The 13,876-nt window shown below is 66.3% G+C and carries 15 protein-coding genes; all 15 read right to left on the bottom strand.

Features of this window, described 5'->3' with window-relative positions:
• Positions 1-192: 192 nt before the first annotated feature.
• The 15 genes from D7006_RS00505 to D7006_RS00435 all read right to left on the bottom strand — a co-directional run bounded on the left by D7006_RS00505 (position 193) and on the right by D7006_RS00435 (position 13,703).
• Positions 193-1,068: an ABC transporter ATP-binding protein gene (locus D7006_RS00505; protein WP_237355137.1), complete on the bottom strand. Its 876-nt coding sequence runs from the start codon at positions 1,066-1,068 to the stop codon at positions 193-195.
• Between the two features lie 7 nt (positions 1,069-1,075).
• Complete coding sequence (locus D7006_RS00500; RefSeq protein ID WP_237355136.1) at positions 1,076-2,041, bottom strand: ABC transporter permease; 966 nt, start codon at positions 2,039-2,041, stop codon at positions 1,076-1,078.
• 5 nt (positions 2,042-2,046) lie between these two features.
• Positions 2,047-3,480, bottom strand: coding sequence for an ABC transporter substrate-binding protein (locus tag D7006_RS00495; RefSeq protein ID WP_229646140.1), 1,434 nt, complete (start codon positions 3,478-3,480; stop codon positions 2,047-2,049).
• Positions 3,481-3,649: 169 nt separating this feature from the next.
• Positions 3,650-4,426 carry a Crp/Fnr family transcriptional regulator gene (locus tag D7006_RS00490; RefSeq protein WP_237355135.1) on the bottom strand — a complete coding sequence of 259 codons (777 nt, stop codon included), beginning with the start codon at positions 4,424-4,426 and terminating at the stop codon, positions 3,650-3,652.
• A gap of 79 nt (positions 4,427-4,505) precedes the next feature.
• A complete protein-coding gene (locus tag D7006_RS00485; RefSeq protein ID WP_237355134.1) occupies positions 4,506-5,117 on the bottom strand; it encodes a nucleoside deaminase in 612 nt (203 codons plus the stop codon).
• A gap of 147 nt (positions 5,118-5,264) precedes the next feature.
• Positions 5,265-5,687, bottom strand: a complete 423-nt coding sequence (locus D7006_RS00480) for a F0F1 ATP synthase subunit epsilon (RefSeq protein ID WP_229646137.1) — start codon at positions 5,685-5,687, stop codon at positions 5,265-5,267.
• A 132-nt stretch (positions 5,688-5,819) separates the two neighbouring features.
• Positions 5,820-6,053, bottom strand: coding sequence for a hypothetical protein (locus D7006_RS00475; RefSeq protein ID WP_168457145.1), 234 nt, complete (start codon positions 6,051-6,053; stop codon positions 5,820-5,822).
• A gap of 27 nt (positions 6,054-6,080) precedes the next feature.
• Positions 6,081-7,517: a F0F1 ATP synthase subunit beta gene (atpD, locus tag D7006_RS00470; RefSeq protein ID WP_169123264.1), complete on the bottom strand. Its 1,437-nt coding sequence runs from the start codon at positions 7,515-7,517 to the stop codon at positions 6,081-6,083.
• A gap of 33 nt (positions 7,518-7,550) precedes the next feature.
• Positions 7,551-8,426, bottom strand: coding sequence for a F0F1 ATP synthase subunit gamma (locus D7006_RS00465; RefSeq protein WP_169123265.1), 876 nt, complete (start codon positions 8,424-8,426; stop codon positions 7,551-7,553).
• Between the two features lie 36 nt (positions 8,427-8,462).
• Positions 8,463-9,995: a F0F1 ATP synthase subunit alpha gene (gene atpA, locus D7006_RS00460; RefSeq protein ID WP_169123266.1), complete on the bottom strand. Its 1,533-nt coding sequence runs from the start codon at positions 9,993-9,995 to the stop codon at positions 8,463-8,465.
• Entirely contained in the window at positions 9,995-10,525 is a 531-nt protein-coding gene (locus tag D7006_RS00455; protein ID WP_229646860.1) for a F0F1 ATP synthase subunit delta, read from the bottom strand. Before D7006_RS00455 ends, atpA begins: the two co-directional genes overlap by 1 nt.
• A gap of 260 nt (positions 10,526-10,785) precedes the next feature.
• A complete protein-coding gene (locus D7006_RS00450; protein WP_237355133.1) occupies positions 10,786-11,511 on the bottom strand; it encodes an amino acid ABC transporter ATP-binding protein in 726 nt (241 codons plus the stop codon).
• Positions 11,489-12,148 (bottom strand): amino acid ABC transporter permease, encoded by a 660-nt coding sequence (locus tag D7006_RS00445; protein WP_169123268.1) that lies wholly within the window; start codon positions 12,146-12,148, stop codon positions 11,489-11,491. Before D7006_RS00445 ends, D7006_RS00450 begins: the two co-directional genes overlap by 23 nt.
• Entirely contained in the window at positions 12,145-12,819 is a 675-nt protein-coding gene (locus D7006_RS00440; RefSeq protein ID WP_169123269.1) for an amino acid ABC transporter permease, read from the bottom strand. Before D7006_RS00440 ends, D7006_RS00445 begins: the two co-directional genes overlap by 4 nt.
• Positions 12,820-12,893: 74 nt before the next feature.
• Complete coding sequence (locus tag D7006_RS00435) at positions 12,894-13,703, bottom strand: transporter substrate-binding domain-containing protein (RefSeq protein WP_237355132.1); 810 nt, start codon at positions 13,701-13,703, stop codon at positions 12,894-12,896.
• Positions 13,704-13,876: the final 173 nt, after the last annotated feature.

Below are 13,876 nucleotides of genomic sequence, written 5' to 3'. Positions count from 1 at the left end.
ATCTTTATTTTAGCCGGAGGGTGCCGCGCTCCTGAGGACTAAGGCCTTGGAGGGTCAATTAATTGCAGATTTTCGGGAGGGTCGGGCCAGGGTGGAAAGACGGCCCTCAAATGCCATCGCCCTCCGGCTGGACCGGAGGGCGACAACGGCAAATCACACGGGCAAGTCAGACCTGCACCTCACACCGACACGTCACACCACCTCGGCGAGGTTCGCGCCGTTGAGGTTCACCGCAAGGCCCTTCAGCGCGTCCTCGTTCAGCTCGCCGCCCATGGCCTTCAGGCTCTCCTCGCGGATGAGGGCACCGAGGTCGGCCCGAAGCTGCACGAATTCCGGCGAGAGCTGGAGGGCGGCGTCGCGCGGACGCGGCAGGGGCACCGTCACCTCGGCCTTAATGGTGCCGGGGCGGGCGGTCATCACGTAGATGCGGTCGGAGAGGAAAATCGCCTCGTCGATGTCGTGGGTGACGAACAGCACGGAGATGCCCAGTCGCTGCCAGAGGTTGGTGAGGATCTGCTGCATGATGACCCGCGTCTGCGCATCGAGCGCGCCGAACGGCTCGTCCAGCAGCAGCACCTTGGGCCCGGTGGCGAGCGCGCGGACGATGCCCACGCGCTGCTTCATGCCGCCGGAGAGGCGATCGGGATAATGATCCTCGAAGGCGGAAAGCCCGGCGAGGCCCAGCAGCGTGCGCGCGGCGACCGCCCGCTCCGACTTGCCCATGCCGCGCATCTTCAGGCCGAATTCCACGTTCTCCCGCACCGTCTTCCAGGGAAAGAGCGAATATTGCTGGAAGACCATGCCCCGGTCGGCGGAGGGGCCTTTCACCGGCTCCTTGTCCACCGTCACGATGCCGGAGGTGGGCTTCAGGAAGCCCGCGACGGCATTGAGCAGGGTGGACTTGCCGCAGCCCGAAGGGCCGATGATGGAGACGAACTCGCCGGGATTCACCACGAGGTCCGCATCGCTCACCGCGATGACGGCGCCGTCGAGGGTGTCGTAGGCGAGGTTGAAGTCGGAAACCTCGATGAGGCCGGTCCTCGCCGGCGCGGTCGCGGGGATCGCCATGATGGCCTCACTTGGCGCGCGACCAGGGCGTCACGGCCCGGCCCGCGATGCGGATGAGAAACGAGGAGGCGAGCCCGAGCACGCCGATGGTGATCATGCCCAGTGCGATGTCCGGATATTGCACCAGGGAATAGGCCTCCCAGGTGAAATAGCCGATGCCGAACTGGCCGGAGATCATCTCCGCCGCGATCAGCGACACCCAGGCGACGCCCATACCCACGGTGAGGCCGGTGAAGACCTGCGGCAGCACGGCCGGGAAATAGACTTCGCGGAACGTCGCCCGCTCCGTGGCACCAAGGCAGCGGGCGGCGCGCACCAGCACCTCGTCCACGTTGGCCATGCCGTGCAGCGTGTTGAGGAGGATGGGGAAGAACGAGCCGAGGAAGGTGATGAAGACGATGCTTTCCTCGTTGGTCGGCCACAGCATGATGGACATGGGCACCCAGGCGATGGCCGGGATGGGCCGCAGGACTTCCGAGACGGGGAAGACGAATTCCTTCAGCAGCTGGAAGCGCCCCATCAGCAGGCCCAGCGGCACGGCCACGACGGCGGCCAGCGCGAAGCCGATGAAGATGCGCCGACAGGAAATGTAGATGTGGTTGAGGAAGGCACCCGTGGAGAACGCGGTGCGGGCGCTCTCCAGCACCTGCTCGGGCGAGGGCACGTTGAGGAACCGCACATAGAAGGTCATGCGGTTCACCGTCACCACATGCCAGGCGAGGATGAACAGGCCGATGGCCAGCGCCCCGAGCAGCATGGCGCGGATGGTGTGGGCATTGAGCTTCAACCAGCGCCGCGCGCGCCCGGTGAAGGACCGGTCCGGCGCCGCCACTGCCGCCAGCGCGTCCCGCTCCGGCCGCAGCACGATGTGACCGGGCGCGACCGGCCGATGCACCCCGCCGTCGCCGGCGAGGTGGAACGGGGCGGCGATGGGCGCGGACTTCGCCGCGGGCTTCATGGCAATGCTGTTCATGGCGCTCACCCGCGGGCCCCGGACGCCGCCTTCAGCGCGTCGGTGAAGGGCAGCACCTTGCCGCCGGCCTTGGCCGCAGCCGCCTCGGCATCGGCCTTCAGCATGAAGGGCTGGATCTCGGTCTTTCCGTCCTTGGTGGAGACGGCATAGAAGGCATCCGTCGCGAACAGCTTGATGCCGCGGGCGGTGTCGAACAGATAGGTCATGTTGATCTTCTTGCCGGCGGCATTCAGCTCGGCGAGCGCCCCGAGGGTGCAGGCGGCGCTGGAATAGGGCTTGATGCCCTCGCCCTCCACCCAGATCTCGCCCGCCTTGCGCGGCTCGGAAATCTTGACCTTGCAAAAGCTGTCGTCGCCGGCGATCTCGTAGTTCGCGAGGCTTTTCAGCTGCGCCTCGTAATCAAGCCCGAGCTCCTTGTAGGCCTGGCGCACATAGGTGTCGTTCACCCAGGCCTTGACGTCGAACTCCTTCATGCGACCGAGCTTCTGGAGCACCGCGGCGTCCTGCGCGGCGTCTTCCACCAGCTGCGGCTTGATGGTGGGGTCCATGGTCATGATGCCGCCCGGGCCAAGGAAGATGTAGACGACTTCCTTGTCGATGCCCGTCCACTTGGCGATCTTCTCGGCCGCTTCCTTCGGGTTCTTGCGGACCCAGTCATTGGCTTCGATCACCGCCTTGATGTAGCCGACCACGACCTCCGGATACTTCTCGGCGAAGTCCGTGCGCACCACCACGCCGTGCCACGTGGGGGCGTTGGTCTCCACGCCGTCGAAGATCTTGCGGGCGAAGCCGCGGAAGGGCAGCAGCTCGGCGAAGGGCACGAAATCGGCGTGGGCGTCGATCTTCTTTTCCTGGAGGTTGGTGGAGCCCACTTCCGGCGACTGGCTGACCAGCTTGAAGTAGTCGGCCGGCCAGTTCTTGTCCTGCATGGCCTTGAGGATCATGCCGTGGGCGGCGGAGCCGAACGGCACGCTGAGCACCTTCCCCTTCAGGTCGCTCAGTTCGTAATAGGGCGAGTCCTTGTGGACCACCACGCCGTTGCCGGAGCCATAGATGTTGTAGGCACCGACCGCGATCAACTGGGACTTGGACTGGGGGTTGGACTGAAAGGTGTAGCCGTTCACCACCAGCGGATAATCACCCATGCCGCCGAACTGCAGCTTGTCGGCCATCATGCCGTTGGTGACGGGCGGGCCGGAGGTGAAGTTCTGCCACTCGATGTTGTAGGTGGCGCCGGCATATTTGCCGTCCTTCGGCAGATACTTGTCGAGGAGCTTCAGCTCCTTGATGACGACGCCCGTGGTCACCGTGTTGGTGGTGGTGTCCTGCGTCCCGATGCCGATGTTGATGGTCTCGGCGGCAACGGGGAGAACGGCGGCGCAGCTGGTCGCGAGGGCAAGGGCAAAGGCGCGAAGAATGCTGGGGCGAAACGGGTTCATCAGATTCACCTCTCGGGGCTAAGACGGCTCTCGACGGTGATCTTCAGGCGTCAGGTTCGATCCGTTCAAAGGAAGATGCGGCCGAGGTGTCGATTAGTTGCCTCCTTTGCGGACCCGCCTTCTTTTTCATCAATTCGCACATCGGCGGCTCGCCGGACGGCCATCTGCCTCACCGGTCGCCGCGCATCACGTGGAGCGCTTCGAGGTCGTAGACCACGATCTTGGCCTTCTCCGCCTTCAGAACGCCCTGCTCCTGCAGGCGCTTGAGGCTGATCGTCACCCACTGGCGGGTGGCGCCCACCATGTGGGCGAGGTCGGCGTGGGTGAAGGCCGAGCCGATGGCGATGGCACCCTCTTCCTTCACGCCATAGGTGTCGGCGAGATGGATCAGGAGGTGGGCGAGGCGTTCGGTGACGGAACGGGTGCCCAGCATCTGGGCAAGGGCCGAGTAGCATTTGCCCTTGAAGGTGAGCCCTTCGATGAGGCCGATGGCGAAGGCCGGCACCTGGGCGATCAGTCGCCGCAGGGTCTTTCCGGTCAGGTGGACCACCACGCTGTTGGTGGCCGCGACGCCGGACCAGACGTGCTGGCCCTGCCCGAACAGCTCCGGCCCGCCCACGAAATTACCCGCGTTCCAGTAGGCGAGCGTGATCTCCCGGCCCGACGGCGCGATGTAGAAAACGCGGATGCGGCCGCTCTCGATCAGGAAGATGCCATCGTGCGGCGTGCCTTGGGAGAACAGCATCTTCCCGCGGTAGACGACGCGCTTCTGCCCCTCCCTCAGCACCTCCTCCCGCTCCTTCGCCGTGAGGCGCTGGAACAGCAGCGGAGGCCCGTTGGTCAGCGCGGCATTTTCGGTGAGGAGCAGCGCCTGCGCGGGGTTGGACCCGGCGAGGAGGGGCGATGCTGCGGGCACTGTTTTGGCGTGCAGGGGGGCAGTCTGCATGCTGGATATCTCCGTTTGGACGGCTTCCAAGCCGCAAGAAGCATACCAGCATTATAAATATTAAATCGATCTTTTTAGTTCATTTCCGATCGAACAGGGCGAGGGCTTCCGGCGCGAGAACCCCGCCCGTAATCGACACTTTCAGGAAGGGCGCGGCCTCGGCCATGGTCCGCGCGACATCCAGCGCGGGCATTCCGATCTGCGGCTGCCGGCCATATTTGGCCGCCACCTGCTCCAGCGAAGCGCCGAAGACCACGCGCGAGAGCCCGCACCAGAGAATCGCGCCCATGCACATGGGACACGGCTCGGCGGAGGCGTAGATGGTCGCGCCCTTCAGCTCGTCCGCGGGCCGGGTGGCGAGGAAGCGGCGGATGGCGACCATCTCGGCATGGGCGGTGGGATCGTTCAGCTGCCGGCCGAGATTCGGCCCCCGCGAAAGCACCTCCCCGCCCCGCGCGATCACCGCGCCAAACGGAAAATCGGACTGGGCGGCGAGCGCGATGGCCTCGCGCATCAGCCCTTCGTCCTCCGGGCGCTGCGGCCCCGGCACCGCATCGGCGCGGGTCTCGGATGGGAAGAGCGACAGGACGCTACCCGCCGCCACAGCGAGGCCCGCCAGGACGCCTCGCCGGCTCGGGGCGTACGCAGCCACCCGCTGTCGTCCGGTCCGCATCGCGTCTTCAGCGGTCATGGCGTCGCCCCCTGCGGCAAGCTGAGCACGCGGCACGGGCGAGGGCAATCGCGCTCGGGGGAGAGACCGAATGCAGAAGAGGCCCGGCCAAAGAAAAGGCCCGGGCTTGCGGCCCGGGCCTTCCTGAAGGGTTGCGCTTGTGGACGCTCAGTGCGTGGTGGCGCCGGTCCGGTCGCGCTCCAGCGCCTCATAGACCTGCTGCAGGTCGGCGAGGTGCCGGGCGGCGCGCTGCTTGGCGTCGTCGCCGGTGGCGTCGTTCACGTCCTCGCGGGCGTCCTGGATCTGCTGGGCGAGCGCGGCGAGATCGAGCTCCTCCAGCGGCTTCGCCTCTTCGGCGAGAATGGTGAGGCCGGCCGGGTTCACCTCGGCGAAGCCGCCGCGGACGAAATAGCGGCGGGCGCCACCATCGGCCTTGATGGTGAGGATGCCGGGCTTGAGCATGCCGATGAAGGGCGCATGGCCCGCCAGCACGCCGAACTCGCCTTCCGCGCCCGGCACGATCACCTCGGTCACGGCGCCGGAAAAGACGAGGCGCTCGGGGGAGACCAGCTCAAAAGGTAAGGTCGCCATCTGTTCAATCTCCGGGTCGTCCCCGCCGGGGATCCCGCGGGAGCCTTGCCGGCCGCCCTCGGGAGGATCAAGCCGGCGGAGCGGCTCCGCCATGGGTGGGAGCCGGACGGCTCCATGAAATCTTGTGCCCGATCAGCGGCGGCGGTCGGCGACGAAGCCGACGCCCAGGCCGATGATCGCGCCCACCACGGCTGCAAGCAGGATGTGGCGGGTCTGCTCGGAGGTGAGGCCGCCGCGCGGCCCCTCTCCTTGAACGCGGATGTCGATGCCCGGGAGGCGCAGTTCCGCCACCTGGGGCCGGGTGAGCCAGCCGGTGATGCCACCGGCCAGCAACCCGAGCACGAGGCAGACGATCTTGATGTTCATCGCGATCGCTCCCCCGCTTGCGTCGGATCAGGCCGCCTCGGCGGCCAGCTTCTTGCCCTTCTCGATGGCTTCGTCGATGGAGCCGACCATGTAGAAGGCCTGCTCGGGCAGGTAGTCGTACTTGCCTTCCACGAGGCCCTTGAAACCGGAGATGGTGTCCTTCAGGTCCACGAGCTTGCCCGGGGAGCCGGTGAACACTTCGGCGACGTGGAAGGGCTGGGAGAGGAAGCGCTCGATCTTGCGGGCGCGGGCCACGGTGAGCTTGTCCTCTTCGGAGAGCTCGTCCATGCCCAGGATCGCGATGATGTCCTGCAGCGCCTTGTAGCGCTGGAGGGTCTGCTGCACCTGGCGCGCCACGTTGTAGTGCTCCTCGCCGATGACCAGCGGGGAGAGAATGCGCGAGGTGGAGTCCAGCGGGTCCACCGCCGGATAGATGCCCTTCTCGGCGATGGAGCGCGAGAGCACGGTCGTCGCGTCGAGATGGGCGAAGGAGGCGGCAGGCGCCGGGTCGGTCAGGTCGTCGGCGGGCACGTAGATGGCCTGCACCGAGGTAATCGAGCCCTTGGTGGTGGTGGTGATGCGCTCCTGCAGGGCGCCCATGTCGGTGGCCAGCGTCGGCTGGTAGCCCACCGCCGAGGGAATGCGGCCGAGCAGAGCCGACACTTCCGAGCCGGCCTGGGTGAAGCGGAAGATGTTGTCCACGAAGAACAGCACGTCCTGGCCCTGGTCGCGGAAGTGCTCGGCGACGGTGAGGCCGGTGAGCGCGACGCGGGCGCGGGCGCCCGGAGGCTCGTTCATCTGGCCGTACACGAGGGCGCACTTGGAGCCGGCGGCGGAGCCACCATGCTCGTGCGGGTCCACGTTCACCTTGGACTCGATCATCTCGTGATAGAGATCGTTGCCCTCACGGGTGCGCTCACCGACGCCGGCGAACACGGAGTAGCCGCCGTGCGCCTTCGCGATGTTGTTGATGAGCTCCATGATGAGCACGGTCTTGCCCACGCCGGCGCCGCCGAACAGGCCGATCTTGCCGCCCTTGGAGTAGGGCGCGAGCAGGTCCACCACCTTGATGCCGGTTACGAGGATTTCCGCCTCGGTGGACTGGTCCGCATAGGACGGAGCAGGCTGGTGGATGGCGCGCAGGCCGTCGCCGACCACCGGGCCGAGCTCGTCCACCGGCTCGCCGATCACGTTCATGATGCGGCCGAGGGTGGCATCACCCACGGGCACCTGGATGGGCGCGCCGGTATCGGTGACGCCCTGGCCGCGCACCAGGCCTTCGGTCGCATCCATCGCGATGGTGCGGACGGTGTTCTCGCCGAGATGCTGGGCGACTTCGAGCACCAGGCGGTTGCCGTGGTTGGTGGTCTCGAGCGCGTTCAGGATTTCCGGCAGGTGGCCGTCGAACTGCACGTCGACAACGGCGCCGATGACCTGGGTAATGCGTCCGGTGGGGTTCGCCATGTTCGTCGTCCTTTGTCCTCGTCCAGGCCGTGGTCAGAGCGCTTCGGCGCCGGAGATGATTTCGATGAGTTCCTTCGTGATCATGGCCTGACGCGTCCGGTTGTAGATCAGCGTCTGCTTCTTGATCATGTCGCCCGCGTTCCGCGTCGCGTTGTCCATGGCGCTCATCTGCGAGCCGTAGAACGACGCCTGGTTCTCCAGGAGGGCGCGGAAAATCTGCACCGCGATGTTGCGGGGCAGAAGGTCGGCGAGGATGTCTTCCTCGGCCGGCTCGTACTCATACACCGGACCAGCGGCATCCGCGTCCCGCGCCTCGAAAGTGGCGGGAATGATCTGCTGGGCGGTCGGCACCTGCGAGATCACGCTCTTGAACTGGGCGTAGAAGAGCGTGCACACGTCGAACGCACCCTGGTCGAGCAGGGCCAGGATCTTCGACGCGATGGCGTCGGCATCCTTGAAGCTCAGCGTGCGCACCGAGCGCAGGTCCACCAGCTCGATGATCCGGTCGGGATAGATCCGGCGCAGCTGGTCATAGCCCTTGCGGCCGATGCAGAAGAACTTGACGTCCTTGCCTTCGCCGATCAGCTGCTGCGCCCGCTCGCGAGCGAGGCGGACGATGGAGGTGTTGAAGGCGCCGCACAGGCCGCGCTCGCCGGTCGCGACCAGGAGCAGTTGCTTCTGGTCGGAGCCGGTGCCGGCGATGAGGACGGGCGCCTGCCCGCCGCCGATGATCCCGGCGGCGAGATTGCCCAGCACCGTCTCCATGCGCTCGGCATAGGGACGGGCTGCTTCCGCCGCCATCTGGGCGCGACGCAGCTTCGCCGCGGCGACCATCTGCATCGCCTTGGTGATCTTCTGCGTCGCCTTCACCGAGGCGATGCGGTTCCTTAGGTCTTTCAGGCTCGCCATCGTGCCCGTCCGTCAGGTTCGAGGAACAGGCGCCGTTCAGGCAAAGCTCTTGGCAAAGGCGTCGAGGGCCTTCGTCAGCTTCTCGGCAGTGTCCTTGGACAGTTCCTTGGACGTGCGGATGGCTTCCAGGATCTCCGGATGCTGCGAGCGCAGCGCCAGAAGGAGGCCCTGCTCGAACTCGCGGACCTTGGAGACCGGCAGCGGGTCGAGATAGCCGTTGGTGCCGGCATAGATCACCGCCACCTGCTCCTCGACCTTCAACGGCGCGAACTGGCTCTGCTTCAGCAGCTCGGTCAGACGGGCGCCGCGGTTGAGCAGTTTCTGGGTGGAGGCGTCGAGGTCGGAGCCGAACTGGGCGAAGGCCGCGAGCTCACGATACTGGGCGAGCTCCCCCTTGATCTTGCCGGCGACCTGCTTCATCGCCTTGATCTGGGCCGAGGAGCCCACGCGCGACACCGAGAGGCCGACGTTCACCGCCGGGCGGATGCCCTGGTAGAACAGGTCGGACTCAAGGAAGATCTGGCCGTCGGTGATCGAGATGACGTTGGTCGGGATGTAGGCCGACACGTCGTTCGCCTGGGTCTCGATGACCGGGAGAGCGGTGAGCGAGCCGGCGCCGTGGGCGTCGTTCAGCTTGGCCGCGCGCTCCAGCAGGCGGGAGTGGAGGTAGAACACGTCGCCCGGATAGGCTTCGCGGCCCGGCGGGCGGCGCAGCAGCAGCGACATCTGGCGGTAGGCCACGGCCTGCTTGGACAGGTCGTCATGGATGATGAGCGCGTGCATGCCGTTGTCACGGAAATACTCGCCCATGGCGGTGCCGGTGAACGGCGCCAGGAACTGCATCGGCGCGGCGTCCGAGGCGGTGGCGGCGACGACGACGGAATATTCCAGCGCGCCCTGCTCCTCGAGCACCTTCACGAACTGCGCGACGGTGGAGCGCTTCTGGCCCACCGCGACGTAGACGCAATAGAGCTTCTGGCTCTCGGGAGCGTCGCCGGCGTTCAGGGGCTTCTGGTTCAGGATGGCGTCGAGCGCCACGGCGGTCTTGCCGGTCTGGCGGTCGCCGATGATCAGCTCGCGCTGGCCGCGGCCGATCGGGATCAGCGCGTCGATGGCCTTGAGGCCGGTCTGCATGGGCTCATGCACCGACTTGCGCGGGATGATGCCCGGGGCCTTCACGTCGACGCGGCGACGCTCGGTGTAGACGATGGGGCCCTTGCCGTCGATCGGGTTGCCCAGGGCGTCGACGACGCGGCCGAGGAGGCCCTTGCCGACAGGGGCGTCCACGATGGCGCCGGTGCGCTTGACGGTCTGGCCTTCCTTGATCTCGCGGTCGGAGCCGAAGATCACGATACCGACGTTATCGATTTCGAGGTTCAGCGCCATGCCGCGCGTGCCGTTCTCGAACTCGACCATCTCGCCGGCCTGGACGTTGTCGAGGCCGTAGACGCGGGCGATACCGTCACCGACGGAGAGAACCTGACCGACCTCGGAGACCTCGGCCTCCTGGCCGAAACCCTGGATCTGCTCTTTCAGGATGGCGGAGATTTCAGCGGCTCGAATGTCCATCAGCGGACCTCTTTCATCGCATGCCGGATAGAATTGAGTTTGGTCTTGAGCGAAGCGTCGACCATGCGGGAGCCGAGCTTCACGATGAGACCACCGAGGATGGACGGATCGACGGTGACGTCGAGGTTCACGTCCTTGCCGGTCTGCTGCGCCAGCGCGTCCTTGAGCGCGGCGAAGTGGGTGTCGCTCAGGGGAGCGGCCACCGTCACCTGCGCCGTCGTCTCGCCGCGCTGGGCGGCCACGAGGGCGGCATAATCTGAAATCATCTTGGGCAGAGCGAAGAGGCGGCGGTTCTGCGCCACCAGCTTCACGAAGTTTCCGGCAAGACCGGAAATGCCCGCCTGACCAAGAACCGCGGCGATGGCCTTCAGCTGCGCCTCGGCCGAAAAGACCGGGCTCTTCACCAGCCGCGCCAGATCCGCGCTTTCAGCAATCATAGCCGACAGGCGATCGAGATCCGCCTTAACGGAATCGATGGCGCCGGCCTCGCTCGCCAGTTCGAACAGCGCGGTCGCATAGCGCCCCGCCATGCCTGACACGATCGTATCCGCCACCCCGCACCTCTCTCGGACTTCCAGGGCCGGCCGCGCACCTTGCGTGACCTCTCCCCAAGCCCTTGATCTGTTGGGAATAAAATTGTGCGATCCCGCGAGGGGGCTTAACCCGTCCCTCGAAATCCCGGAGTGCCTAACACAGGCAGATCAAGGCGGCAACATGACGGGAGGATGGCGCATAGGCCGCATTGCCGCACCGCGAGAGGCTTGACCCTAACGCAAGGCCCACGGCGGCCTCAGCTTTGGCCGAGAAACTGCCTGAGCTCCGCCGTCTGAGGATTCGCAAATACTTCTTCCGGCGGGCCAATCTCGTGCACACGTCCCTGGTGCATGAACACCACCCGGTCGCAGACCTCCCGCGCGAACCGCATCTCGTGCGTGACCATGAGCAGGGTCATGCCCTCCTCGGCCAGCTTCTTCACCACCGCCAGCACCTCGTTGACGAGCTCGGGATCGAGGGCCGAGGTGATCTCGTCGCACAGCAGCGCCAGCGGCTTCATGGCCAGCGCCCGGGCGATGGCGACGCGCTGCTGCTGGCCGCCGGACAGCTCGTCCGGATAGGCGTCGAACTTGTGGGCGAGGCCCACCTGCTCCAGGCGCACCCGCGCCTCGGCCTCGGCCTCCTTCTGCGACACCTTCTTCACCACCATGGGCGAGAGCATCACATTGCGTCCGGCGGTGAGGTGCGGGAACAGGTTGAAGCCCTGGAAGATCATCCCGACCTTCAGCCGCAGCGCGCGCAGATGCACCTCGTCCGGCGCCAGCTGGGCGCCGGCGACGGTGATGGAGCCGTGATTGATGGTCTCCAGGCCGTTGATGCAGCGCAGAAGGGTCGACTTGCCCGAGCCCGACTTGCCGATGATGGCGATGACCTCACCGGCCGCAACGTCGAGGTTGATGCCCTTGAGCACCTCGTTCTGGCCGAAGCTCTTGCGGACCTCAGTGATGGTGATGAGCGACATTCAGCTTCCTTTCGAGAAGCTGGCTGCTCTTCGACAGAGGCCAGCACAGCACGAAATAGATGAGGGCGGCAAAGCCGTAGACGGTGAACGGCTCGAACGTGGCGTTGGTGATGATGGTCGAGGCCTTGGAGAGCTCGACGAAGCCGATGATGGAGGTCAGCGCCGTGCCCTTCACCACCTGCACAGAGAAGCCAACCGTGGGCGGCACGGCGATGCGCAGGGCCTGGGGCAGCACCACGTAGCGCAGCTGCTCGAAGAAGCTCATGGCCAGCGACGAGGAGGCCTCCCATTGCCCCTTCGGGATCGACTCCACGCAGCCGCGCCAGATCTCGGCGAGGAAGGCGGAGGTCCACAGCGTGAGCGAGACGAAGGCCGCCGCCCAGGGGGAGACGTCGAGGCCCATGAGCGGCAGGCCGAAGAAGATGAGGAAGAGCTGCATCAGGAGCGGGGTGCCCTGGAACAGCTCGATGTAGAGATTGGCGGCGCGCTGCAGCCACACCTTGCGGGCGATGCGGCAGTAGAGCACCACGAGCCCCACCACGCCGCCGCCGATGAAGGCGAGGATGGAGAGCAGCACGGTCCAGCGGGCGGCCAGCAGCAGGTTGGAGACGATGTCCCAGGTGGTGAATTGGGTCATGTCGTCTTCCTCCGGCGCGGAAAGAGAAACAGCCCGAGCCCCCGCATGACCTGGCGCAGAAGCACCGCCAGCAGGAGGTAGAGGACGGTGGCGACGATGTAGGATTCGAAGGCGCGGAAGGTGCGGGACTGGATGAAGTTGGCGGCGAAGGTCAGTTCCTCCACCGAGATCTGCGAGCACACCGCCGAGCCGAACATGACGATGACGATCTGAGAGGTCAGAGCCGGCCAGATCTTCTGGAGGGCCGGCACCAGCACCACGTGGCGGAAGGTCTGGATGGGGCTCATGGCGAGGCTCGCCCCCGCCTCGAACTGGCCGCGCGGCGTCGCCTCGATGCCGGCGCGGATGATCTCGCAGGCATAGGCGCCGAGATTGATGACCATGGCGAGGATGGCCGCCTGCATCTCGGTAAGCCCGACGCCGATCGCCGGCAGGCCGAAGAAGATGAAGAACAGCTGGATCAGGAACGGCGTGTTGCGGATCAGCTCCACATAGGCGGAGACGATGGGCCGGAGCCAGCGCGGCCCCAGCGCCTTCGCCCAGGCGCAGGCGATGCCGAGCCCGACGCCGAGGGCGCCGCCGACCACGATCAGCTCCACGGTGATGGCGACACCCTTCGCCAGCACCGGCCCGTAGTCGGCCAGGGATGAGAAATCGAAACTGTAGGCCATGTCCGGCTGGTCCCCCGATGGCGCAGTGCCCGTGGATCGCTCCCTGCCCCGTCACCGGGCAGGGAGCGACATCCTCAGAGGTCCTTCGGCAGCGGTGCGCCGAGCCACTTCTCGGAGATCTTTTCCAGCGCGCCGTCGGCCTTGGCCGCGGTGAGGATGGCGTTGACCTTCTCGAGCAGCTTCGGCTCGTCCTTGTTCAGGCCGACATAGCAGGGCGAATTCTTGATCAGCACCTTCACGGTGGGCTTCTTCGGCGGGTTGCGGGCGAGGATGGCGGCGGCCACCACATTGCCGGTCGCCACCACCTTCACCTGGCCGGAGAGGAAGGCCGAGATGGTGGAGTTGTTGTCCTCGTAGCGCTTGATGTCGGCGGTGGGCGGGGCGACCTTGGTCAGCTCCAGATCTTCCACCGAGCCGCGGGTGACGCCGACCGTCATGCCGGCGATGTCCTCCACCTTCTCCACCTTCACGTCGGCGGGGCCGAAGATGCCGTTGAAGAAGGGGGCGTAGGCCACGGAGAAATCGATCACCTTCTCGCGGTCGGGGTTCTTGCCCAGGCTGGAGATGACGAGATCGACCTTCTTGGTCTGCAGGTAGGGAATGCGGTTGGCGCTCGACACCGGCACCAGCTCGGCCTTCACGCCGAGGCCCTTGGCGATGAGGTTGGCGACGTCGATGTCGTAGCCCACGGGCTTGAGGTCGGTGCCCACCGAGCCGAACGGGGGGAAGTCCTGCGGCACAGCGATCTTGATGACACCGGCCTTGAGGATGTCGTCGAGGGCTTCCGCGGCGGCGGGGGCGGCCGTGAGGCCGATGGCCAGCGCACCGCCGACAACGGCGCCGGCCAGGGTCCGGGAGAGGAAAGATCTGCGGGTTGCCTGCATGGCGGGACCGAAACTCCGTGGGCGGCGCGCATCGCGCCATCGACCCCTAAGGAGCAAGCGGTATGCCAGCGAGCATGCAATACCGCCGCGAGGCGGCCGGACCGGACCAACCCTTGATGGCAGGGGCTGCCCGGCGCAGTCCCAGAACGCAAAATGCCCCGTCCGAGCATTCG

This window comes from Xanthobacter sp. YC-JY1, from assembly GCF_021730305.1.
Lineage (GTDB): Bacteria > Pseudomonadota > Alphaproteobacteria > Rhizobiales > Xanthobacteraceae > Xanthobacter > Xanthobacter flavus.
The sequence above is the reverse complement of the archived record's forward strand: the minus strand, read 5'-3'. Positions and strand labels throughout refer to the sequence as shown.